Genomic DNA, 22058 nt, shown 5'->3' with positions numbered 1-22058 from the left:
CTCCTGGTCAGGTACGGGGCCCATGCTAGGCTCGATCCCCCTTGCCTCCCATGGCCTGGGATATTGCGTGCTTGCCTGATCCTATGAGTGGCGATTGCCGGGACAGGCGATAAGGCGGACCATGTCGGCATGGATTCCCACCTCCGACGCCGCATGATCGACCTGCTTCGCGAGCTCGCACCCGCGGAGGGTTACACCCTGACGCCACTGGCCGACGTGCGTCTCCTGCGGTCCGACCGGCCGCTGAGTCGTACGCCCGTGCTCTACGAACCCGGCATCGTCGTGGTGGTGCAGGGGCGCAAGCGGGGGCTGCTCGGTGACGAGGTCTTCGTCTACGACGCCGAGCATTACCTCGTGGTTTCGGTGCCCGTGCCCTTCACGATGGAGACCGATGCGTCCGCCGACGAGCCGTTGCTGGCGATCTACTTTCGCCTCGATCACGGGATGGCGGCCGACCTGTGCATGCGGATCGACGAACGACAGGGATCGTCCATCGCGTCTCCGCGAGGGCTGTACGCCTCGCCGATGGAGGACGCGCTCGCGGTATCCGTGCTTCGCCTGCTCGAAGCGTTGGCCAGGCCACCGGAAGCCGACGTTCTGGGCCCGGCGCTTGTACGCGAAATCTACTACCGGATACTGTCCGGTGCGCAGGGCGGGTCGCTGCGCGCCGCGCTGGCACAGCACGGCAAGTTCGGCATGGTGGCGAGAGCGATACGGATGATCCACAGCCGCTACCGCGATGCGCTGAGCGTCGATGAACTGGCTGACGAAGCGGCCATGAGCGCGCCGACGTTTCATGCCCACTTCCGCGCGATGACCGGGACGTCGCCCATGCGCTACGTGCAGTCCACACGGCTGCATCGGGCACGTCTGCTCATGCTTCGCGAGCACGCGACAGCAGCGGCGGCGGCAACGGCGGTAGGTTATGAAAGCGCGTCGCAGTTCAGTCGCGAGTTCAAGCGCCTGTTCGGCAGGCCACCGGTCGAAGAGGTCGAGCGCATGAAGCGGAACTTCGCGCTGCCCGTGGCCATGACGCCGTCGCCCTACGTCTCATCGCACTGACCGGAGGCCTGTCGGTCTTCACATGCCCTGACGCGCTGCAACGTGGGTGTTTTAAAGGCCCGTGTAAACTTGCCGGATGCTGAGTACATCCCGATGAGTCCCACCACCCGTTCGGTTGCCCTCGTGGGCGCCCCCACCGATATCGGCGCCGGCCACCGCGGCAGCTCCATGGGCCCCGAGGCCCTGCGCGTCGCCCGTCTGGCCGAGCGCTTGGCCAGGCGCGGCATGCATGTCGTCGATCGCGGCAATCTGGTCGGCCCCCTGAATCCGTGGGAGCCCCCGGTGGACGGTTATCGCCACCTCGATGCCGTCGTGGCCTGGAACACCGCGGTGCACGACGCGATCCATGCCGCGCTCACCGAGGGGCACCTGCCGATCATGCTCGGCGGTGACCATTGCCTGGCGATCGGCTCGATTTCCGCCGTGGCGCGTCACTGCCGTGACACGGGCAAGAAGCTTCGCGTGCTCTGGCTCGACGCCCACGCGGACTTCAACACCAGCCAGATCACCCCGTCCGGCAACATCCACGGCATGCCCGTGGCCTGCCTGTGCGGCTACGGCCCAGACGTCCTGACCCATATCGGCGGCACGGTGCCGGCCACCTCGCCGGACGTCTTCCGCCAGATCGGCATCCGCTCCGTGGACGAGGGCGAAAAGCGTTTCGTCCACGAGGTGGGCATCGACATCTACGACATGCGTTACATCGACGAGATCGGTATCAAGGCCGCGATGGAAGAGGCCCTGTCGGGCGTCGACGAAGACACCCATCTGCACGTGAGCTTCGACGTCGACTTCCTCGATCCGTCGATCGCCCCGGGAGTAGGAACGACGGTCCGCGGAGGACCCAACTACCGCGAAGCCCAGCTGGTGATGGAAATGATCGCCGACACCGGCCGGGTAGGCCCTCTGGACATCGTCGAACTGAACCCGGCCTTCGACAAGCGCAACCAGACCGCAAAGCTGGCGGTGGACCTGGTGGAATCGCTGTTCGGTAAATCCACCCTGATGCGCTGATCGCGGCGACGCGTCGCAGGCCCGGGTCGCCCCCGGGCCGCCTCGCGGGCTACACTCGGACGGTTATCGTCTGTAGCTCATAAGGTTCCTATGCACACCCGCGTCCTCACCGGCATCACCACCACTGGCACGCCGCATCTCGGCAACTTCGTCGGTGCGATCCGCCCGGCCGTTCTGGCCAGCAAGGATCCGAACGTCGATGCGTTCTACTTCATGGCCGACTACCACGCTTTGATCAAGAGCGACGACGCCAACCGCGTCGAGGCGTCCCGTCTGCAGATTGCCGCGTCGTTCCTGGCCGCGGGTCTGGATCCGGATGTCGCCACGTTCTACCGGCAGTCCGATATTCCTGAAGTTCCGGAGCTGATGTGGCTGCTGACCTGCGTGACGAGCAAGGGTCTGCTCAACCGTGCGCATGCCTATAAGGCCGCCGTGGACCGCAACATCGAGCAGCAGGAAGACGCGGACGCCGGCGTCACCGCGGGTCTCTACATGTACCCCGTGCTGATGGCGGCGGACATCCTCGCGTTCAACGCGAACAAGGTGCCGGTCGGCCGCGATCAGATCCAGCACATCGAAATGGCGCGCGACATCGCGCAGCGCTTCAACCATACCTACGGGCGCGAGTTTTTCGTGATGCCCGAGGCGCACATCGAAGAGCAGGTGGCGACCCTACCGGGCCTCGATGGTCGCAAGATGTCCAAGAGCTACGACAACACCATTCCGCTGTTCGAGGGCGGCACGAAGGGCATGCGCGAGGCGATCATGAAAATCGTCACCGATTCGCGTGCGCCGGGCGAGCCGAAGGACAGCGCCAACTCCGCGCTGTTCACCATCTTCAAGGCGTTCGCCACACCGGCGGAGACGCAGGCCTTCGAAGAAGCCCTGCACGGCGGTATCGGCTGGGGCGAGGCCAAGACGGTGCTGTTCGAGCGCGTCGAGGCCGACGTCGCGCCGATGCGCGCGCGTTATGAAGACCTGATGGCCCGCCCCGACGACATGGAGGACATCCTTCTTGCCGGTGCGGCCAAGGCACGCGCCATCGCCGGTCCGCTGGTGGAGACGCTGCGCGAGGCCGTCGGCCTGCGTAACGCGCGGCATCGTCGGAAGGTGGCTGACGAGCCCACCGCTGCGGCTGCGCCGGCCGCCGCGCCGAAAGCGAAGCCGCCGCGTTTCGCCAGCTTCCGGGAGGATGACGGCAGCTTCCGTTTCCGCCTGTTCGGCGCGGACGGCGAAGAGCTGTTGTTGTCACGGTCCTTCGCCGATCCCAAAGCCGCGGGGACGCTGCGCCAGACGCTCGCTACGCTGGGTGGCGCTCAGGCCGCGCTCGAGTCGCAGGGCGACCGTATCGTTCTGCTGGTCGACGGCGCGGTCGTCGCCGAAGGCCAGTCGTATCCGGATGAGACGGCTCGCGCCGCCCTTGTCCTTCGCCTGCGTACGGCACTCGACGTGCTTGCCGCCGTGACGGCGGACGAAGCGGCGGCTAAAGCCGCGAACAAGGCGGCGGGCTGAGGCATGGTCCGTCCCGGCGACATCGGGCAAGGCGCCTGACGCATGCGCTATCTCGCGCTCATGCTGCTGGCGCCCTGGCTGATCGTCCTGGGCTGGGCGTACTGGCGCTATCCGAAGTCGCTGCTGACCAACGGCACGCGGCGCAGCTTCGATGTGCTGGCGTTGCTAGCCGCCGTGACCGCGGCGATCCAGTCGGCGTTGATCGCCTTCGACGCGGTGCAATTGCCCGCGGCCGATCAGTTCGGTCCGAAGAGCGGCGCCATCTGGCAGCAGGTGGTGCCGGCGCTCTGGGCGTACGGAGCGTTCGTCGCCGTGCTGGTCGTGGCGCTCATCGTGCGGCAGCTGGTATGGCGGCGGCGCTGAGGCGCTCGCTGCCATGCGTCCCTCTCACGCCCCACGTACCTGCGCCGTCAGGCCTTTGAGAAAATTCCGCAGGAACTGATCGCCGCACAGACGAAAATTGCTGTGCTTCGGCTGGCGGAACAGCGCATTGATCTCGCCGCGCGACACGCGGAAACCCACGTTCGCCATCAGCGCCAGAATGTCGTCCTCCTTCAGTTCGAAGGCGACGCGCAGCTTCTTCAGCACGAGGTTGTTGTTGATGCGCGCCTCGACCGGGCGGGGAGGCTGGCTCTCGTCGCGGCCGCGGCGATGAATGATCAGGCCGTCGAGAAAGTGCGCCAGCGCGATGTCCGGCATTTCGACGAAGTCGGGCTCGTCTTCCTTGCGCAGCCAGGGAGCGACCTGTTCGCGGGTGGCATCGAAGCCGGTGAGCTTGAGGATCTCGACCACATGGACCTCGCCGAGGTCGAGCATGTAGCGGATGCTGCGGAGGGTGTCGTTATTGAGCATCGGCCTAGGGTACACCGGCGGATCTGCCGCAGGAACCGAAGCGGAATCCACGCATCATGACGATGCGTGGATCCGCGGCCGGTCAGAACGCCTTCTCGATGCCCAGCAGGATCGACTGGTTGGCATGCGTGCCCGAGTCGAACAACGCCTGGTATTCCGCGCGGAGCGTCAGCCCGCTGTCGAACTGTGCCTGGACGCCGAGGCCCAGCAACGTGTGGTTGCGTGCGGTATCGCCGACGTTGGCCCGGTAAAGCGGCCCGGCCAGCAGGTCCGCGTAGGACATCTTCGCGTTGCTGGCGCCCTGGAAGTCACGCTGATACTCCACGCGCACACGCGGTACCAGCGTCCCGAAATCGCGTTTCAGGCGGAACTCCGCACGCAGGCCGAGGGCGCCCGTGGAGGTGCGCACCGTCTGTCCGCGGTAATCGAGGGCATAGGTGGCATCACCACGCTCGGTGTAGCCGTCGAGCTGCGCGCGGGCCACGTCAAGTCGCCCGTAGGGCGTCAGCCGCGTGGTGCCATCGTCGTGCTCGTAGCCGAAGGCCACCGAGGCGAAGGCCTGCCTGCCGTTGCGGCTGCCGGTAACGCGGCCGCCATCCGCCGTGACATAGCGCCGGGCATCGAAGTCCAGCCACTGGTAACCCAAGAGGGTATCGACATACGTGCTGTCGCTCGGCCGAAGGCTCGCGTACAGCGCCATGTTGTAAGCCGTGGTGGTGCTGCGGCTGCCCATCTTGCCGATGTCGCTGGCGTCGTGGCCGTAACCCACGCCGAGGCCCAGGGTGAGCGCGTTGGAGAGGCGTTTGTCCGCACCCACGCTGACACCCGACGTGGTGAAGTCGACACCGTTGCTCGCCGTGCCGCGGTCGGTCGCGCCGAAGTTCACGGCACCGCCGGTCCAGAACGACACGTCGTCCGGCGACGCCTGCCCACCGCTCTGGGTCGGCGCCGGGCGCGCGTCGGATTGCAGGAAAGCGGGCGCGTCGGGATCGTTCATGGACTCGGCCACACCCTTGCCCGGACGCTCGCTTTGCACGGCATTGCGTCCGCCGCCGGAGCTGAAGCTCAGACCGTTGCTGAAGCGCGACGACGCGGCGCCGTGCAGCGATTCCAGGCGTTGCTGGAAGTTGCTGATCTGGCCGGTCGCCATGCGACGCGTCGCGTCCACCTGCGCACCGAGGATGCCGGTGACTTCCGGATCGCGTGACGGATCCGGCCGCGCGGTCACCGTGATCGTCACCGTGGCCGGCTGCGAGACGGCATACGCGTTGGACAGCGTGTAGACGAGCTGCGCCTGCCCGGAGAACGCCGCGGCGGCGGCGAAGTCCAGGCGATAGCCCGTGGCCGTCTTGACGATGGTGGCCGCGCCCGACTGCGCGGGTGAGAGCGAGACCACGGCGGCATCGGTGAACGGGCCACCGCGCGCGGCGCCGGTCAGGTCCACCTGCACGGACTGGCCGGCACCGACCGTGGCGGTCAGCGCCACCGCCACCGGTCGCGGCTGCACCGTCACGGTGACCGTAGCGGGCTGCGAGACGCCGAACACGTTGGTGAGCGTATAGGTAAAACGCTGCGTACCGCTGGCATCCGCCGGGGCAGTGTAGGAGATCGTGGTGCCGTTCACCGTGGCCGTTCCCGCCGCCGGTGGCGTGACGAGGGTCACCGCGGTGAACGGACCGCCGCTGGCGCCCTGTGTCGCTTTGACGTTGATCGCCTGACCGGCGACACCCGTCACCGCCTGGTCGGGCACCACGGGTAGCGCACCCGCTTGCACGTTGACCGTCACCGTCGCGGCATTGGAGCGACCGCCCGGACCGATGGCCGTGTAGGTGAAGGTGTCGGTACCGAAGAAGTCGGTCGCCGGTGTGTAGCGCACCGACGTGCCGTCGGCCACGGCGGTGCCGTGAGTCGGCGCCGCGGCAACGGCCACCGACGTGATCACGCCGGTATCGTTCGCCGTCACCGGAATCGTCACCGCCTGGTTGGCCGCCGTGCTGGCCGTATCGGCGACGGCCACGGGCACCGCATCGCCGATGGTGACCGAGTACGCCTGCGTGCCGGCCATGCCATGCGCATCCGCCGCACGCACGGTGAAGCTCACCGCGCCACTGCGCGTCGGCGTACCGGACAGCGCGCCCGCCGGTGAAAGCGTGATGCCCTCGGGCAGCGCGCCCGTGCTCACCGCGAAGGTGTAGGGCGCGGCACCTCCGCTGGCGCTGAGCGAACCGCTATAGGCGGTGCCCACGACACCGCCCGGCAGCGTGGCCGGACTGACGACCACGGTGACGGCCGCGATGGTCAGCGTGTAGTTCCGGCTGAGTGTCGCTGGCGTCAGGCTGCCGTCGGTCACCGTCACGGTGAAGGGGAAGCTGCCGGTCACGGTCGGCGTACCGGACAGCACACCGGACGCCGGATCGAAACTCATGCCCGCCGGCAGCGCACCGGTGAGTGACAGGGTGCGCGGTGCCGAGCCGCCGCTGCTGGTAAATGTGATGCTGTTGCTGACGCCGTAGGTGGCCGTCAGCGCCGGACTGGCGGGCGTCAGCACGAGAGGGTCCGCATCGACGGCCAGCGTCATGTTGACTGTCGCCGTAAACGGGCTGCCCGCACCCGTGCTGCTGTCGGTGACGTGGATAGCGACCGGGAAGTTGCCCGCCTGCGTCGGCGTCCCGCTGAGGGTGCCGTTGTCCGCCAGCGAAAGCCCGGTCGGCAGGTTGCCGGTCACCGTGTAGTGGTAAGGCGCGGTACCGCCCGTCGTCGAGTACGACGCGGTGTAGGCCTGGCCGACGTGCCCCGTGGGCTGGCTGGTCGGGGTAAGCACCAGCGTCGGTCCGCCGGCCGTCACGGTATAGGCGCGCGCGCCATCGAAGCCGTTGCCGTCGGTGGCCGTGACGGTGAAGTTGAACGTACCCGCAGCGGTTGGCGTGCCGCTGAGTACACCGGCCGCGCTCAGGCTCAGCCCGGAGGGCGTGGCACCGGCCGTGACGGCGAACGTGTAGGGTGCCGTGCCACCCGAAGCGGTCACGGTCTGCGAGTAGGCCGCGCCGACGGTCGGGTTGGGCAACGTGGCCGGTGCGACGGTTACGGAGGGCGCACCCACCGTGAGCGAATACGCACGCGAGCCGCTGAACGGTGCACCGGCCCCGCTGGAACTGTCGGTGGCGCTGACCGTGAAGTTGAACGTGCCGGCCACCGTGGACGTGCCTGACAGCACGCCGGTCGATGAAAGGGTGATACCGCTGGGCAGGGAGCCGCCCGTGACAGCGAACGCATAGGGCGCGGTTCCGCCACTGGCGGTGACCGTGCTGGAGTAAGCCTGGCCGGCCACCGCGTTGGGCAGGTTGGCTGGGGCGATCGCGATGGTCGGCGCCGCCACCGTGATGGTGTAGGCGCGGCTGCCGGTGAAGCCGCCGTTGTCGGTGGCCGTGACCGTGAAATTGAAGGTGCCCGCCGCCGTCGGTGTGCCGCTGAGAGCGCCGCCGCCGGCGAGGGTCATGCCGGCCGGCAGGGCTCCCGCGGTTATCGCGAAGGTATAGGGCGCGGTGCCGCCCGAAGCGCTGATAGTTTGCGAATAGGCCACACCGACCGTCGGGTTCGGCAAGGTGACCGGAGCGACCGTGATCGTGGGTGCGCTGACGGTGACCGCATAGGTCCGCGTCGTGCTGAAAGGCGCGCCGCTGCCCGTGGAGCTGTCCGTGCTGCTCACGGTGAAGCTGTAGTTGCCGGGCGTCGTCGCGTTGCCGGACACGTTGCCGGTACTGGAGACGCTGATGCCGGGCGGCAGCGTGCCGCCGCTGATCGAATAGGTATACGGCGCGGTACCGCCGGACGTGCCGAGCGTCTGGCTGTAGGCCGTCCCGATCACGGGGTTAGGCAGTGTCGCCGGCGTAATCGCCAGGGTCGGGGCGGACACGTTGAGAGCGATGGCACGCGACGCGGTGCGGTTGCCGCTGTCGGTCACCGTGAACACCGGGTTGAAGCTGCCGGCCTGGGTCGGCGTGCCAGTAACTACGCCTGCCGAGGAAAGGGTAACGCCGTTGGGCAGGCTACCGCCGGTCAGGCTCCAGGTGTACGGCGTCGAACCGCCCGACGCGGCCAGCGACTGGCTGTACCCGGTGCCTACCGTCGCGTCGGGCAGGGTGGTCGTCGTGACGGACGGACCCGCCTGCTGCACGGTGACGCTGAAGGGAATGACCGAGTTGTCATCGCCGTCGATGACGGAAAAGCTGTCGGTGGTCGAGCTGTCGCCGTTGTTCGTGTAGTAGACCAGGCCGGTGGAGTTGTTGTTACGGCTGTCGTTCACCCCATGCTGCGGGGGAGACTGGTAACCATTGATGCCGCTGGTCGTGCAGTTGCTCAAGTCCGTGACGACCGTGCCGCCGGAGGCCACGGTGATCGACTGCGACGGGCAGTTCGAGGCATGGGCGACGCTTGCCAGCAAGAGCAGGCACACGCCAACCAGCCAGGTCGACATGCGCGAACGGGCACGAGCCGGCGCGGCCGCGTGGCGGCCGCCGAAGAATAACGATGTCATGTGAACCCCTGAATCCCGCTGAAGCAGTCGCCTGCGAGCGCATTATGCGCAGCCGTTCGACCCCACCAGTGTGTCTAATCGGCAACGTTGACGTGAACTTGAATCCAACTACTTGTTTGCAGTCTTTCCATCGACCACAGTCCATGGACGCAGCCGCCGACTGACGCGGCCGAACGCAGGGGACATCGGATGAGTAACTATTTCCTCGGGCAGATCATGCTCGCGGGGTTCAGCTTCGCACCCAGGGGTTTCGCGGCATGCAACGGCCAGTTGATGCCAGTGCAGCAGAACCAGGCGTTGTTCTCGCTGCTTGGCGTGCACTACGGTGGTGACGGCCGGAACACGTTTGGCTTGCCCGACCTGCGCGGCCGTTCACCGGTCGGTTCCGGGCCTTCGGTCGACGCCAACTGGCAACCGCCGGCGTATACCGTGGGTGCCGCGGCCGGTCTGGAGACCGTCACCCTCCTGCAGGGTCAGATGCCGATCCATACGCATCCATTGAATGCCACCACCGCAGCGGGCACCGTGAAACTGCCCACGAACGCGTTGTACGGCAACTCCGGGGCGGAAAATTTCTACGCTAACCCGGCACACCCGACGCCGTTGATCGGGTCGACCATCGGGATGGCCGGGGGCGATCAGCCGCACCCGAACCTGCAGCCGTTCAGCGTGGTCGGCTTCAACATCGCCATGACCGGCATCTTCCCGTCACGCGGCTGACGCAGAACCAGGAGATCGACCATGTCCGAGTGTTATGTCGGTGAGATTCGCATGTTCGGCTTCAGCCGTGTTCCGGATGGGTGGCTCGCCTGCGACGGCAGCCTGGTCGCGATCAACCAGTACGAGACGCTCTATGTGCTGCTCGGCACTACCTATGGCGGTGATGGGGTCAACACGTTCGGTCTTCCGGACATGCGCGGCCGCTTGCCGGTCGGGCAGGGACAAGGGCCTGGGCTGGGCAGCTACGTGTGGGGCCAGAAGGCCGGCACCGAAACGGTGACCTTGTCGACGCCACAACTGCCCATGCACAACCACACCTGCATCGCGACCACCGACACGGGTACCAGTGCTTCGCCCGGTTCCAGTGCCGTGCTGGGTGGTATCGCACCGGACACGATGTACACGCCGAGTATCGCCGGCCTGACCGGCTATCCGCTGGCTACGGCCGCCGTGAGCAACCAGGGCGGCTCGCAGCCGCACGACAACCTCATGCCGACGTTGAGCATACCGTTCTATATCGCATACGTCGGCGTCTATCCCACTCCCCCTTGATCCCTCGCAGGCGACTACGACATGACCGAACCTTACTTCGGCGAAATTCAGGTTTTCGCCTTCGACTTCGCCCCGGTCGACTGGGCATTCTGTAACGGTGCGACATTGCCGATGACGCAGTACATGGCGTTGTATTCCTTGCTGGGGATCACCTACGGCGGCAACGGTTCGACAACTTTCATGTTGCCCAACCTCACGTCGCGTGCGCCCGGCGGCACCGGTGCCGGGCCCGGACTGACGCCGCGGTCGGCGGGCAATGCGTACGGTGAATTCCAGCATGCGTTGACTGTGCACGAGATGCCCTCGCACGGGCACAGCGCAACGGTTTACGTCCAGCGTGATCAGACCAAGCGGACATCGGTTCCGGCAGCAGGCAGCGCCGTGGTGTCACCCAGTACCACGGCACCGTTCGTTCCGGCCGGGGTACCGTCCACCTCGCTTTATCCGATGGCGCTCCAGCCGGCGGGTTCCGGCTTGCCGCATGAAAACCGGCAGCCGTTCCTGGCACTGAATTTCTGCATTGCGCTACAGGGCGTGTACCCCGATTTCAACTGATGGTCCTCCCCGGCTTTCCTGCCGCCGGCTCCGGCAGCGATGCGCTGGCGGAAGCCCTGGCCGTCGCCGGCGTGCGTTTGCGCGCCGGCCGCGAATGCGATCTGCCCTTCCTTCGCATGCTCTACCGCCAGACGCGCGACGACGAACTGGCCGTTACCGGCTGGCCGGAAGCCACCCGTGCCACCTTTGCCGACCAGCAGTTCGGCATGCAGCACATTCACTTCGTCAGTCACTTTCCCCACGCGCACTTCTTCGTGCTTCAACGTGAGGGTCGTGACATCGGTCGCTACTACCTCGACGTGACCGGGGAGGCGTGGCACGTGGTCGATATCGCACTCGTGTCGGACGCGCGCGGGCAGGGTATCGGCACGGCGCTCTTGCGGGCGACGCGTGCTCTCGCTCCCGCCGTTACCCTGAGCGTGGCCGTGAACAATCCGGCCGCCTTGCGGCTGTACACGCGCCTGGGATTCGTCGACGAAGGCGCGGCCGGCGGCATGCACCGGCGCATGCGCGCTAGTTGAAGACGGCCTGGTAGACGAAGCCGTCGCGATCGCGAGCGACGGGCACGAGAAAGATGCCGAATTCGCCCAGTTGCGGATGGCGCATCGTGTAGGTGCGCTGGGCGAAAAGAATGGCCGCCGTGTTGTGGAACAGCAGCGAGAACGCCTGGCGGAACGAGGACGCCGAAGACAGCGGCTGCACCTGCATCAGCACGAACGGCGCGTTGCCGTCCCCGGTGTCGACGTCGACCTCGAAGGTCTCGTTCACATGGCCGGCGAAGTGGTGGATCTCGAAGAACTGCATGGGTGCCCTCCCGGTGACCTGCAAGGCAGGTCGGTTGCGATGGGGGGAGCATCGCGCACATGGTGCGCTCCTACAAACTGAAAGCATCACACGCAGGGCGCGCTCCTACACCATCGTGTAAGAGCGCGCCCCGCGCGCGAATGGACCCACAGGATCGCCGCGACTTACTGCGGCAGCCCCAGGTCGTCGATCATCGCCTTGAGGAAGCGCGCCGCTTCGCCGCCGGTGGCGGCGCGGTGGTCGAAGGTCAGCGAGAGCGGCATGCGGCGATGCACTTCGATACCGCCCATCACGGCGACCACATCGTGGCTCAGCTTGCCCGCACCGATGATCGCAACGGTCGGCGGCACCACCACCGGCGTAGCGTAACGACCGGCAAACATGCCGAAATTGGACAGGCTGATGGTGTAGCCGGAGAGTTCCGATGCCGGGATGCTGCGATCCTCGACCGACGAACGCAGTCGCTTGATCGCGGCGCGGACACCGGCACCGTCGAGCACGTCGGCGTTACGAAGCGCGGGCACGAACAGGCCGTCTTCGGTGTCCACGGCGATGCCGATGTCCACGTGCGGATGCAGCGTGCGGGTCAGGTCCTTGCCGTTGAACCAGGCGTTGAGCGCCGGCACGGCCTTGCAGGCCACGACGATGGCGCGGATCAGACGCGAGGTGATGTCCTGCTTGCCGATCCAGGCATGCAGATCGGCATCGTCGACGATCGTGGTCGGGACGACCTGGGCATGCGCATCGGCCATGACGCGCGCCATGTTGCGGCGGACACCCTTGAGCTGTTCCGGCTGGCCCATCGCGTCCTTGCCCGGAGGCGCCGTGCGCACGGCCTTGCCCGCGAGCGACACCGGCGTACGCGAGGGGGCGGGACCCGGCTCGGGCAACGAGGGTGCCAGGTGCTGGGCCGAGGCGGGGCGCGCGGGTGCGGCAGGCTGCGAGCCGGATGCGCCGAGCGCGGCGCCTCCGTTGGCGGCGGCGTTCTTCACGTCGGCCATGGTGATCACGCCACCGGCGCCCGTGGGCGACACGCGGGTGAGGTCGATCTTCATCTTCTTCGCCAGCGCGCGCACGGCCGGTACGGCCTTGACGCCACCGGCGCTCGAGACCTGCTCGGTGTGCACGGCGTTGCCGCTGACCATGGCGCCGACGACGGTGCCTTCGTCTTCGCGCTGTGCCGGGGCCTTGCCATCGGATTCGATCTCGCCGCCGTCGTCGGAGGCGACGACCCTGGACGCATCATCCGGTGCCGGGCTGCCGACGCTCTTCTTCGGGCCGTGGTGGTGACCCGTGGATTCGGCTTCGGCACGCTGGCGGGCGTTCGGATCGATTTCGAAGTCGGCCAGCGACGCGCCGGTTTCGATGATGTCACCCACGCCGCCGTGCAGTTTCTTCACGGTGCCGGAGAACGGCGACGGCACGTCGACGACGGCCTTCGCGGTTTCCATCGACACCAGCGGGGCGTCGAGCTTGATGGTGTCGCCTTCCTTGACGTGCCACTCGACGACGGTCGCGTCGGGCAGGCCTTCGCCGAGGTCCGGCAGGTAAAAGGTCTTGATGTCGGCCATTTCTATCGTTTCCTCAGGAGGCGGCGAGCGTGCGCTGGGCGGCTTCGACGATGCGTTCGACGCTGGGCAGGTACTTCATTTCCAGGCGGAACAGCGGGATGTGGGTATCGAAGCCGGTGACGCGTTCGACCGGCGCGAGCAGGCTGTACAGGCATTCCTCGGACAGACGGGCGGCGATCTCCGCACCGAAACCGGCCGTCTTCGGAGCCTCGTGCACGATGACGCAGCGGCCGGTCCTGCCGACCGACTCGGCAATCGTGTCGAAGTCCAGCGGGGTCAGCGTGGCGACGTCGATGACTTCGGCGCTGATGCCCTGCTGCGCGAGTTCGTCGGCGGCCTCGAGGCATTCCTTGACCTGAGCGCCCCAGGTGACCAGCGTGACGTCGGTGCCGTCACGCAGCACGAAGCACACGTCGAGCGGCAGCGCTTCGCCGTCATCGGGCACTTCTTCCTTGTACTGGCGATAGATGCGCTTGGGCTCGAAGAAGATCACCGGATCCGGATCGCGGATGGCAGCGAGCAGCAGGCCGTAGGCACGCGCGGGGGACGACGGCATGACCACGCGCAGGCCCGGGATGTTGGTGAACAGGTGCTCGTTGGCCTCGGAGTGATGCTCCGGCGCACGAATGCCGCCGCCCCAGGGGGCGCGCCACACGGCCGGCACGGTCATGCGACCGCGGGTGCGGTTGCGCATGCGCGCGGCGTGGCAGGCGATGTGCTCCATCATCGGGTAGATGAAGCCTTCGAACTGCGCCTCGGCGACCGGCTTCATGCCCTGCACGGCCAGGCCGATGGTCAGGCCGGCAATGGTGCCTTCGTCCAGCGGCGTGTCGATGACGCGCTCTTCGCCGAACTGTTCCTGCAGGCCCTGGGTGGCGCGGAACACGCCGCCGTTGACGCCGACGTCCTCACCGAGCACCACGACGCTTTCGTCGTTGCGCATTTCGTAGGCGAGCGCCTGGGTCACTGCTTCGATCAGAGTGATTTGTGCCATGGGAAGAGATCCTTACGACTTGCGATCGAGGGAAGCGACGTAGTCACGCTGCGCTTCGAGGTCGGCCGGGACTTCGGCGTACAGATAGTCGAACATCGCCGTGGCCGGCTGGTTCTTCGTCTCCAGGTACGCGTTGACCTCGTTGTCCATCCAGTCATCGCACTCGGCCTTCCAGGCCTCTTCCTTCGCGTCGTCCCACTTGCCCTTGGCTTCGAGCCACTTGCGCAGGCGCGGCACGGGGTCGCGCTCCCAGGCGTCCTTCACTTCCTGCTCGCCGCGGTAGCGACGGGCGTCGTCGGCGGTGGTGTGGTCGCCGAGGCGGTAGGTCACCGCTTCGATCACGCTGCCACCCTGGCCGGAACGGGCGCGCTCGAGCGCGTCTTCCATCGCCTTGCGCACGGCGATGATGTCGTTCCCGTCCACCTGGATGCAGAACAGGCCGGCCGCGATGCCCTTCTGGGCCAGTGTGCCGGAACCGCTCTGGATGCGGCGCGGGACCGAGATGGCCCACTGGTTGTTCACGATGACGGCGACCAGCGGCAGGTTCTGCGCACCGGTGACGTTGATCGCGCCGTAGAAGTCGCCCTTGGACGAACCGCCGTCACCGATCGTGCAGACCGCCACGCGCGGTTCCTTGCGGATCTTGAAGGCGAGCGCCGAACCGGCGGCGTGCAGGCACTGCGTACCGATCGGCACGCACCAGGCGAAGTCGTGCGCGGGGGCATCGGCGAAGTCGTTGCCACGCTCGTCGCCACCCCAGTAGGTGTAGACCTCGCGCGGCTTGACGCCGCGATACAGCTGCGCGCCGTATTCGCGGTAGGACACCGCGAGGGAGTCTTCGCGGCGCATGGCGCTGCCGATACCGACGTGCGCGGCCTCGTGACCGAGGCACGACGCGTAGGTACCGAGCTTGCCGGTGCGCTGCAGCGCGATCGACTTGGCGTCGAAGACGCGTGTGGAGACCATCAGCTTGTAGAGCTCGACCATATGGTCGAGATCCTTTGCGAATTCAGGGAGTTCCTTACCGGTTTCCTTGCCATCCTGGTCAAGGTACTGCAGGTATTCGATTTCGAACTTGGCGGCGACGGACACGACTCGCTCCCAGGGGAAGGTTAGAAACGACACGCACGAGTGGGGAAGCGGACGGCCCATCCAGCGGGGCACGAGCGGCTTTTCGATCATTGCGAGCCGGACTAGATATCAGGGGTATTATCACCCGGCAAGGCACGGCGCAGCATGAGACCGGCCGTCGCAGCCCCGGAATGGCGGCGCGGCGCGGGTTTCAGGGCTTCCAAACCCCTTTTTGCGAATCGACTCACCCATGACCAATCCTCAGCGCGACCTCGAACCGGGCATCCGCACCGACCTCGACGGGCGCCTCACGTATGGCGACTACCTGCGACTGGACAAGGTGCTGTCCGCGCAGGAGCCACGCAGCAACCCGCCCCAGCACGACGAGATGCTCTTCATCATCCAGCACCAGACCTCGGAGCTCTGGCTGAAACTGCTGATCCACGAGCTGGACGCGGCGCTGGTGCATCTCCGCGTGGACGACGTCGACCGCGCGTTGAAGATCCTTGCCCGTGTCAAACATATTCAGCACCAGCTCTACGAACAGTGGGGCGTGCTCGAAACACTGACCCCCACGGAGTATCTGCAGTTCCGCGACGTGCTCGGTCCGTCCTCGGGATTCCAGTCGCTGCAGTACCGCATCGTCGAATTCGTGCTGGGCAACAAACACGCCGACATGCTGCGCGTGTTCGAGCACGATCCGCTTGCCCACGAGCGCCTCAGGGCCACTTTCGAAGCACCTGGGCTTTACGACGAATACCTGCGGTTCCTCGCACGCCGCGGGCACGCGGTGCCGTCGAGCGTGCTGCAACGCGATACCAGCCAGCCGTGGCAGCGCGAACCCGCCTTGCTGCCGGTCTTCAAGCGCATCTACGAAAACACCGCCAGCCACTGGCCTGAGTACCATCTCAGTGAGCAACTCGTGGATATCGAGGAATCGTTCCAGCTCTGGCGCTTCCGCCACATGAAAACCGTGGAGCGCATCATCGGCTTCCGCTCCGGCACCGGCGGTTCCTCCGGCGTGGCTTTCCTGCGCAAGGCGCTCGAGCAGAGCTTCTTCCCCGAGCTGATCGAAGTACGCACCATCCTGGGCACCTGACATTTGACGTTCCCGCCCGGTCCAGCTAAACACCCTTGATCGATCGACCGATCCATCGCCAAGGGAAGCCATGACACCGACCGCCCCAAGCCAGACACGGCCCGTGCCCGACTATCCGCAGACCCTGGGGCATCCGCGCCCCTTGTGGATGCTGTTCATGACCGAGTTCTGGGAGCGCTTCGCTTTCTACGGCATGCGCTGGGCGCTGACGCTGTACATCGTGGCCGAATTCTTCAAGGGCGATGCATCGGGGCAGGGCTACGCCAGCCGCACCTACGGCGCGTACCTCGCGCTGGTCTACGCGTCGGCCATCTTCGGCGGCTGGGTCGCCGACCGCATCCTCGGTTACCAGCGTTCGATCCTCGTCGGCGCCGCGGTGATGGGCGCGGGCCTGTTCATGGTGATGGTGCCGAACCAGCAGGTGTTCCTCGCCGGTCTGGCCACGGTGATCGTGGGCAACGGTCTGTTCAAGCCGAACATTTCTTCGCTGGTCGGCCAGATCTACCCGCAGGGCGATGACCGCCGCGATCGCGGCTTCACCATCTTCTACATGGGCATCAACATGGGCGGCTTCCTCGCCCCGCTGATCACCGGCCGGATCGCCTCGGTGATGAGCAACACGCCGTTGCAGGACAACTACCGCGCCGTTTTCGCCTCCACCGGTGTCGGCATGGTGATCTGCTTCATCTGGTTCCTCATCGGCAAGAAACAGCTCAAGGGCGTCGGCGTGCCGCCGCCGGAGCGCCACGAGGGCAAGAGCCTGATCGCCGTGATCGTCGGCATCCTCGTCGCCATTCCGCTGGTCTACCTGCTGATGGCCAAGGCGGGAGCGATCTTCATCGCGTGGCTGCTCGGCGTGCTCTTCATCGGCGTGGCCGCGATGCTGGTCGTCGAGGCCGTCCGGCACGACCGCATCCAGATCCACCGCGTCATCGCCATGCTGCTGCTGTTCGCCTTCAACGTGCTGTTCTGGATGTTCTTCGAACAGGCCGGCAGCTCGTTCAACTTCCTCGCGCAGAATATCGTCGACCGCCACATGTTCGGCGGCTGGGAATTTCCCACCGGCTGGTTCCAGTCGGTGAACTCGGCGGCGATCCTGGTCTTCGCGCCCATCGTGGCGCTGGCCTGGGGCTGGTCGGCACGGCACCGCAAGGAACCGTCGATCCCGCGCAAGTTCGGCCTCGGCCTCATGTTCAACGCACTGGGTTTCCTGGTGCTGATGTACGCGCTGAGCGCGCTCGTCGGTGCGGACAACCTGATCCCGTTCTGGCCGCTGGCGCTGTGCTACGTCATGCAGACCATCGGCGAGCTGTGCCTGTCACCGATCGGCCTGTCGATGGTGACCAAGCTGGCGCCGCTGCGCGTGGTCGGCCTGGCGATGGGTGGGTGGTTCCTGTCCACGGCGATCGGCAACAACCTGTCCGGTCTGCTGGCGGGTCATATCAGCGGCGAGACAGGGATGACCGTGGGTTCCGCGCTGAGCGGGTTCACCTTCAGCTTTGAGCTCTTGATCGGGGCGGGCATCGTGTTGTTCGTGATCGCGCCGCTGATCAACCGGTTGATGCACGGGGTGAAATGACGCGGCGCGCCGCTTCACGGCGCCTCGTGTCACTGTAGGAGCGCGCCTTGCGCGCGATTCGGTAATGCCGCCACCTCGCATCACCCATCGCGCGCGGGGCGCGCTCCTACATAAGCGGTCGCGGTGCGGTTTTTACCTTGCCGTATCGAGAAGCTTGTCCAGAATGCTGTTGAGCTGGGCCCTCTCGCCCTCGTCCAGCTTCGCGAGCAAATCCCGCTCATGCGCCCGCGCCATCGGCGCGACCTCGTCATGAATCGCCCATCCGGCCTCGGACAGCTGCAGCACCGACCGGCGCTTGTCCCCGTCATGGGTGCCCCGATCCACGCGCCCCTTCTCGACCAGTCGCGCCACGGCCCGGCTCACCGCGACCTTGTCCATGGCCGTCCGCTCGACCACCTCCCGCGCCGAAATCTCGGGGAACCGGGCCAGAATCGTCATCACGCGCCATTCGGTCATGCTGAGCTGGAACCGGTCCTCGTACTCCGCGGCGATCGACTGGCTCACCGTGTTCGACAGGATCGACAGGCGGTAGGGCAGGAAGTGCTCCAGTTCCAGCGGGGCATGGGCGGGCACGGGTTCAAAGGTCATTGCTGCGCTGGTCCTTGCAAATGGTTACAAGTGAAACTATAAGGTGCGAGTCGACGGCGTAAGCCGTGCCCAAGCCAGGAGTATCGCCCATGAGCGCCCAGCCCAATATCGGTATGGAAGTCACCACCTTCGAAAACCCGCAGGGTGTCGATGGCTTCGAGTTCGTCGAGTTCGCCGCGCCCGACAGCGCGCTGCTGCACACGCTGTTTCCGAAGCTTGGCTTTACGGCCGTGGCGAAGCACAAGACCAAGGCTATCACCCTGTATCGCCAGGGCGACTGCAATTTCCTGGTCAACGAAGAGCCGAACTCCTTCGCGTCCGATTTCGCGGCCGCGCACGGTCCGAGCGCCTGCGGCTTCGCGATCCGTTTCAATCGTCCCGCGACCGACGTGCAGGCCACCGCGCTGTCGAACGGCGCCGAGAAGATCGCGGACAAAGCCGACACGCTGGCGCTGGATGTCCCGACGATTCAGGGCATCGGTGGCTGCGCGCTTTACCTGATCGACACCTATGGCGCTAGGGGCGATGTGTTCGATTCGGAGTTCGAGTGGATTCCGGGCGTCGACCGGCACCCGAAGGGTTTCGGCCTCACCTTCATCGATCACCTGACCCACAACCTGCACTTCGGCAACATGCAGAAGTGGTCGGATTACTACGAGCGCCTGTTCAACTTCCGCGAAATCCGCTATTTCGACATCAAGGGCGCCAAGACCGGCCTGGTGTCCAAGGCGATGACCGCGCCGGACGGCATGGTCCGTATCCCGCTCAACGAGTCGTCGGACGAAAAGTCGCAGATCAACGAGTACATCCGCGAATACAACGGCGAAGGCATCCAGCACATCGCGCTGTTCACCGATAACATCTATGAGTCGGTGGAAGCGATGCGTGCGCAGGACGTGGCTTTCCTCGAGACGCCGGACACGTATTACGAAGTGATCGACATCCGCGTGCCCGACCACGGTGAAGACATCCCGCGCCTGCAGAAGAACAAGCTGCTGATCGACGCCGACGACGAGACCAAGAAGAAGCTGCTGCTGCAGATCTTCACCCAGAACAACATCGGGCCGATCTTTTTCGAGATCATCCAGCGCAAGGGCAACGAAGGCTTCGGCAACGGCAACTTCAAGGCGCTGTTCGAGTCCATCGAGCGCGACCAGATGCGTCGCGGCGTACTCTAAGATCACCGTCGACACGTAGGAGCGCGCCTCGCGCGCGACAGGACCCCGATGAGCCACATCGAAGACACCCGCGCCTACCAGACCGGCTTCGGCAACGAGTTCGCCACCGAAGCGGTCGTCGGCGTGCTGCCGACCGGACAGAACTCGCCGCAACAGGTCGCTCAAGGCCTGTACGCCGAGCAGTTGTCCGGCAGCGCGTTCACCGCGCCGCGCCATCGCAACCGTCGCAGCTGGCTGTACCGGATCCGCCCCGCCGCGCAGCACTCGCCGTTCTCGGCGCTGGGCCACGAGACCTTCCATAACCGTTTCCAGGAAGCGCCGGCGACACCCAACCAGATGCGTTGGGATCCGTTGCCGATGCCGTCCACCCCGACGGATTTCCTCGACGGTCTGGTCACCATGGGTGGCAACGGCGGCGCGGAAGAGCAGGCGGGTATCGGTATCCACCTTTACTGCGCCAATCGCTCGATGGAAGGTCGTTACTTCTACGATGCCGATGGCGAGCTGCTGATCGTGCCGCAAGAGGGCCGGTTGCGCATTCGCACCGAGCTGGGTGTGCTGGACGTGGCACCGCTCGAGATCGCGGTGGTTCCGCGTGGCGTGCGTTTTCTGGTGGAGCTGCCGGACGGCGAAGCGCGTGGCTACGTCGCCGAGAACTTCGGGGCGCAGCTGCACCTTCCCGACCTCGGTCCGATCGGCGCGAACGGACTTGCCCACCCGCGTGACTTCCTCACGCCGGTGGCGTCCTACGAAGATCTCGACGGTGATTTCGCACTGATCGCGAAGTTTCAGGGCGCGCTGTGGTCGGCCACCATCGACCACTCGCCGCTCGACGTGGTCGCGTGGCATGGCAACTACGCGCCCTACAAATACGACTTGCGCCGCTTCAACACGATCGGCTCGATCGCGGTGGATCACCCGGATCCGTCGATCTTCACGGTGCTGACCTCGGCCAGCGACACGCCGGGCACGGCGAACATGGATTTCGTGATCTTTCCGCCGCGCTGGCTGGTGGCCGAGCACACGTTCCGCCCGCCGTATTTCCATCGCAACGTGGCCAGCGAATTCATGGGCCTGATCGACGGCGCGTACGATGCGAAGGCTGGTGGTTTCGTGCCGGGTGGTTCGAGCCTGCACAACTGCATGAGCGGCCACGGCCCGGATGCGGCGAGTTTCGAGAAGGCCTCCAACGCCGATGTCTCGCGCCCCGACCACATCACGGGCACGATGGCCTTCATGTTCGAGACTCGCAAGGTCATCCGCCCCACCCGCCAGGCGCTGGCATCCGAAGCGCTGCAGGGCGATTATTACGAATGCTGGCGCGGCCTGAAGAAACACTTCACGCCGCCGACGGTCTGATCGCAAAGGACATCCATGAAACTCGCTTCACTGAAGGAAGGCGGCCGTGACGGCACGCTGGTCGTCGTCAGTCGTGACCTCACCCGCGCCGTGAAAGCGGCGGGTATCGCGCCGACGTTGCAGGCCGCGCTCGACGACTGGAGTGCCATCGCGCCGCGTCTCAATGCTTTGTCGGAAGATCTCAACGAGGGCAGGGCGACCGGTGCTTTCGATCTCGATGTCGCGAAGCTCGCCGCGCCGCTGCCGCGTGCCTATGAATTCGTCGACGGCAGTGCCTATCTGCCTCACGTCGAGCGCGTCCGTCGTGCCCGTGGTGCCGAGGTGCCCGCGTCGTTCTACACCGACCCGCTGATGTATCAGGCGACCAGCGCCGGCTTTCTTGGGCCGCGCGATCCGGTCGTCGTGCCGAGCGAAGACTTCGGCATCGACCTCGAAGCCGAAGTGCTCGTGGTGACCGATGACGTGCCGATGGGCGTGACCCCTGAGCAGGCCGCCGGTCACATTCAGCTGGTTGGCCTCGTCAACGACGTTTCGCTTCGCGGGCTGATCCCCGGCGAACTCGCCAAGGGCTTCGGTTTCCTGCAGTCCAAGCCGCGCTCGGCGCTGTCACCGGTGTTTGTTACGCCGGATGAGCTGGGTGACGTGTGGAAAGACGAGAAGCTGCACCTGCCGATGCGGACCTGGATCAATGGCCAGTGGTTCGGCGAGGCCGAGTGCGGTGTCGATATGCAGTTCGACTTCTCGCAGCTCGTTGCTCATGTGGCAAAGACGCGCCCGTTGACCGCCGGCACACTGGTGGGCTCGGGCACGATTGCGAATGAGGACACGGGTAAGGGCGCTTCGTGCCTTGCCGAGCAGCGTACCGTTGAGACGTTGCGCGATGGCAAGCCGACGACGCCGTTTCTGTCGTTTGGCGATACCGTGAAGATCGACGTCACGGATGACATGGGTGTGAGCATTTTCGGCTCGATCGAGCAGCGCATTCAAAAGAACTGACGGCCCCGCATTCGGGCG

General features: G+C 65.9%; 20 protein-coding genes. 13 read left to right on the top strand and 7 right to left on the bottom strand.

The features are described from left to right. Positions 1-129: 129 nt before the first annotated feature. The 4 genes from J2X57_RS09675 to J2X57_RS09660 all read left to right on the top strand — a co-directional run bounded on the left by J2X57_RS09675 (position 130) and on the right by J2X57_RS09660 (position 3951). Complete coding sequence (locus J2X57_RS09675; protein WP_309866358.1) at positions 130-1062, top strand: AraC family transcriptional regulator; 933 nt, start codon at positions 130-132, stop codon at positions 1060-1062. Between the two features lie 93 nt (positions 1063-1155). Further along, positions 1156-2076 (top strand): arginase, encoded by a 921-nt coding sequence (gene rocF, locus J2X57_RS09670; RefSeq protein ID WP_309866356.1) that lies wholly within the window; start codon positions 1156-1158, stop codon positions 2074-2076. Between the two features lie 90 nt (positions 2077-2166). Continuing rightward, on the top strand, positions 2167-3588 hold the full coding sequence (locus J2X57_RS09665; protein WP_309866353.1) for a tryptophan--tRNA ligase: 1422 nt from the start codon (positions 2167-2169) through the stop codon (positions 3586-3588). Between the two features lie 42 nt (positions 3589-3630). Then, entirely contained in the window at positions 3631-3951 is a 321-nt protein-coding gene (locus J2X57_RS09660; RefSeq protein WP_036115867.1) for a hypothetical protein, read from the top strand. A gap of 24 nt (positions 3952-3975) precedes the next feature. Here J2X57_RS09660 and J2X57_RS09655 read toward each other — a convergent pair whose 3' ends face one another. Both J2X57_RS09655 and J2X57_RS09650 read right to left on the bottom strand, forming a co-directional pair. Beyond that, complete coding sequence (locus tag J2X57_RS09655) at positions 3976-4440, bottom strand: DUF1456 family protein (protein ID WP_043692352.1); 465 nt, start codon at positions 4438-4440, stop codon at positions 3976-3978. 82 nt (positions 4441-4522) lie between these two features. After that, positions 4523-8974: a putative Ig domain-containing protein gene (locus J2X57_RS09650; RefSeq protein WP_309866346.1), complete on the bottom strand. Its 4452-nt coding sequence runs from the start codon at positions 8972-8974 to the stop codon at positions 4523-4525. A 189-nt stretch (positions 8975-9163) separates the two neighbouring features. On the opposite strand from J2X57_RS09650, the gene J2X57_RS09645 reads away from it, so the two are divergent. The 4 genes from J2X57_RS09645 to J2X57_RS09630 are packed head-to-tail and all read left to right on the top strand — an operon-like array spanning position 9164 to position 11322. Further along, the gene (locus tag J2X57_RS09645) at positions 9164-9694 is read left to right on the top strand and encodes a tail fiber protein (RefSeq protein WP_309866343.1); all 531 of its coding nucleotides are present in this window, start codon (positions 9164-9166) and stop codon (positions 9692-9694) included. Between the two features lie 21 nt (positions 9695-9715). Beyond that, complete coding sequence (locus J2X57_RS09640) at positions 9716-10246, top strand: tail fiber protein (RefSeq protein WP_309866340.1); 531 nt, start codon at positions 9716-9718, stop codon at positions 10244-10246. Positions 10247-10267: 21 nt separating this feature from the next. After that, positions 10268-10801 (top strand): tail fiber protein, encoded by a 534-nt coding sequence (locus J2X57_RS09635; RefSeq protein ID WP_309866337.1) that lies wholly within the window; start codon positions 10268-10270, stop codon positions 10799-10801. Next, positions 10801-11322: a GNAT family N-acetyltransferase gene (locus J2X57_RS09630; protein WP_309866334.1), complete on the top strand. Its 522-nt coding sequence runs from the start codon at positions 10801-10803 to the stop codon at positions 11320-11322. The genes J2X57_RS09635 and J2X57_RS09630 overlap by 1 nt, the downstream gene beginning before the upstream one ends. On the opposite strand, the gene J2X57_RS09625 is transcribed toward J2X57_RS09630, so the two are convergent. From J2X57_RS09625 to pdhA, 4 genes are all read right to left on the bottom strand, one after another. Beyond that, positions 11315-11605 carry a hypothetical protein gene (locus J2X57_RS09625; protein WP_309866331.1) on the bottom strand — a complete coding sequence of 97 codons (291 nt, stop codon included), beginning with the start codon at positions 11603-11605 and terminating at the stop codon, positions 11315-11317. The genes J2X57_RS09630 and J2X57_RS09625 overlap by 8 nt on opposite strands. 164 nt (positions 11606-11769) lie before the next feature. Continuing rightward, a complete protein-coding gene (locus J2X57_RS09620) occupies positions 11770-13176 on the bottom strand; it encodes a dihydrolipoamide acetyltransferase family protein (RefSeq protein ID WP_309866328.1) in 1407 nt (468 codons plus the stop codon). 13 nt (positions 13177-13189) lie between these two features. Continuing rightward, positions 13190-14170, bottom strand: a complete 981-nt coding sequence (locus J2X57_RS09615) for an alpha-ketoacid dehydrogenase subunit beta (protein ID WP_036115856.1) — start codon at positions 14168-14170, stop codon at positions 13190-13192. Positions 14171-14182: 12 nt separating this feature from the next. Further along, positions 14183-15262: a pyruvate dehydrogenase (acetyl-transferring) E1 component subunit alpha gene (gene pdhA, locus J2X57_RS09610; RefSeq protein ID WP_036118354.1), complete on the bottom strand. Its 1080-nt coding sequence runs from the start codon at positions 15260-15262 to the stop codon at positions 14183-14185. A 229-nt stretch (positions 15263-15491) separates the two neighbouring features. Here pdhA and J2X57_RS09605 point away from each other — a divergent pair, with 229 nt between their 5' ends. Both J2X57_RS09605 and J2X57_RS09600 read left to right on the top strand, forming a co-directional pair. Beyond that, positions 15492-16340 carry a tryptophan 2,3-dioxygenase family protein gene (locus J2X57_RS09605; protein WP_309866324.1) on the top strand — a complete coding sequence of 283 codons (849 nt, stop codon included), beginning with the start codon at positions 15492-15494 and terminating at the stop codon, positions 16338-16340. Positions 16341-16410: 70 nt separating this feature from the next. After that, on the top strand, positions 16411-17919 hold the full coding sequence (locus J2X57_RS09600; RefSeq protein ID WP_309866321.1) for a peptide MFS transporter: 1509 nt from the start codon (positions 16411-16413) through the stop codon (positions 17917-17919). 132 nt (positions 17920-18051) lie between these two features. Here J2X57_RS09600 and J2X57_RS09595 read toward each other — a convergent pair whose 3' ends face one another. Continuing rightward, entirely contained in the window at positions 18052-18507 is a 456-nt protein-coding gene (locus J2X57_RS09595; protein WP_079521676.1) for a MarR family winged helix-turn-helix transcriptional regulator, read from the bottom strand. Positions 18508-18596: 89 nt separating this feature from the next. Here J2X57_RS09595 and hppD point away from each other — a divergent pair, with 89 nt between their 5' ends. From hppD to J2X57_RS09580, 3 genes are read left to right on the top strand one after another with little or no spacing between them, the layout of a single operon-like run. Further along, entirely contained in the window at positions 18597-19685 is a 1089-nt protein-coding gene (hppD, locus tag J2X57_RS09590) for a 4-hydroxyphenylpyruvate dioxygenase (RefSeq protein WP_309866318.1), read from the top strand. Positions 19686-19733: 48 nt separating this feature from the next. Then, positions 19734-21044 carry a homogentisate 1,2-dioxygenase gene (gene hmgA, locus J2X57_RS09585; RefSeq protein ID WP_309866315.1) on the top strand — a complete coding sequence of 437 codons (1311 nt, stop codon included), beginning with the start codon at positions 19734-19736 and terminating at the stop codon, positions 21042-21044. Between the two features lie 15 nt (positions 21045-21059). Next, positions 21060-22040, top strand: a complete 981-nt coding sequence (locus tag J2X57_RS09580; protein WP_309866310.1) for a fumarylacetoacetate hydrolase family protein — start codon at positions 21060-21062, stop codon at positions 22038-22040. Positions 22041-22058 lie beyond the last annotated feature (18 nt).

Source organism: Luteibacter sp. 1214, assembly GCF_031455395.1.
In the GTDB taxonomy this organism is placed as follows: domain Bacteria; phylum Pseudomonadota; class Gammaproteobacteria; order Xanthomonadales; family Rhodanobacteraceae; genus Luteibacter; species Luteibacter mycovicinus.
Note: the sequence above shows the minus strand (reverse complement) of the source record. Positions and strands in the feature narration are given on the sequence as shown.

Excerpts from the sequence above, each read along its gene's own strand:
- J2X57_RS09620 (WP_309866328.1), bottom strand. The coding sequence starts at position 13,176 with ATGGCCGACATCAAGACCTTTTACCTGCCGGACCTCGGCGAAGGCCTG.
- J2X57_RS09600 (WP_309866321.1), top strand. The coding sequence starts at position 16,411 with ATGACACCGACCGCCCCAAGCCAGACACGGCCCGTGCCCGACTATCCG.
- J2X57_RS09665 (WP_309866353.1), top strand. The coding sequence starts at position 2,167 with ATGCACACCCGCGTCCTCACCGGCATCACCACCACTGGCACGCCGCAT.
- hppD (WP_309866318.1), top strand. The coding sequence starts at position 18,597 with ATGAGCGCCCAGCCCAATATCGGTATGGAAGTCACCACCTTCGAAAAC.
- J2X57_RS09655 (WP_043692352.1), bottom strand. The coding sequence starts at position 4,440 with ATGCTCAATAACGACACCCTCCGCAGCATCCGCTACATGCTCGACCTC.
- J2X57_RS09630 (WP_309866334.1), top strand. The coding sequence starts at position 10,801 with ATGGTCCTCCCCGGCTTTCCTGCCGCCGGCTCCGGCAGCGATGCGCTG.
- J2X57_RS09605 (WP_309866324.1), top strand. The coding sequence starts at position 15,492 with ATGACCAATCCTCAGCGCGACCTCGAACCGGGCATCCGCACCGACCTC.
- J2X57_RS09640 (WP_309866340.1), top strand. The coding sequence starts at position 9,716 with ATGTCCGAGTGTTATGTCGGTGAGATTCGCATGTTCGGCTTCAGCCGT.
- J2X57_RS09595 (WP_079521676.1), bottom strand. The coding sequence starts at position 18,507 with ATGACCTTTGAACCCGTGCCCGCCCATGCCCCGCTGGAACTGGAGCAC.
- J2X57_RS09645 (WP_309866343.1), top strand. The coding sequence starts at position 9,164 with ATGAGTAACTATTTCCTCGGGCAGATCATGCTCGCGGGGTTCAGCTTC.
- J2X57_RS09635 (WP_309866337.1), top strand. The coding sequence starts at position 10,268 with ATGACCGAACCTTACTTCGGCGAAATTCAGGTTTTCGCCTTCGACTTC.
- hmgA (WP_309866315.1), top strand. The coding sequence starts at position 19,734 with ATGAGCCACATCGAAGACACCCGCGCCTACCAGACCGGCTTCGGCAAC.
- J2X57_RS09675 (WP_309866358.1), top strand. The coding sequence starts at position 130 with ATGGATTCCCACCTCCGACGCCGCATGATCGACCTGCTTCGCGAGCTC.
- J2X57_RS09625 (WP_309866331.1), bottom strand. The coding sequence starts at position 11,605 with ATGCAGTTCTTCGAGATCCACCACTTCGCCGGCCATGTGAACGAGACC.
- J2X57_RS09615 (WP_036115856.1), bottom strand. The coding sequence starts at position 14,170 with ATGGCACAAATCACTCTGATCGAAGCAGTGACCCAGGCGCTCGCCTAC.
- J2X57_RS09650 (WP_309866346.1), bottom strand. The coding sequence starts at position 8,974 with ATGACATCGTTATTCTTCGGCGGCCGCCACGCGGCCGCGCCGGCTCGT.
- rocF (WP_309866356.1), top strand. The coding sequence starts at position 1,156 with ATGAGTCCCACCACCCGTTCGGTTGCCCTCGTGGGCGCCCCCACCGAT.
- J2X57_RS09660 (WP_036115867.1), top strand. The coding sequence starts at position 3,631 with ATGCGCTATCTCGCGCTCATGCTGCTGGCGCCCTGGCTGATCGTCCTG.
- J2X57_RS09580 (WP_309866310.1), top strand. The coding sequence starts at position 21,060 with ATGAAACTCGCTTCACTGAAGGAAGGCGGCCGTGACGGCACGCTGGTC.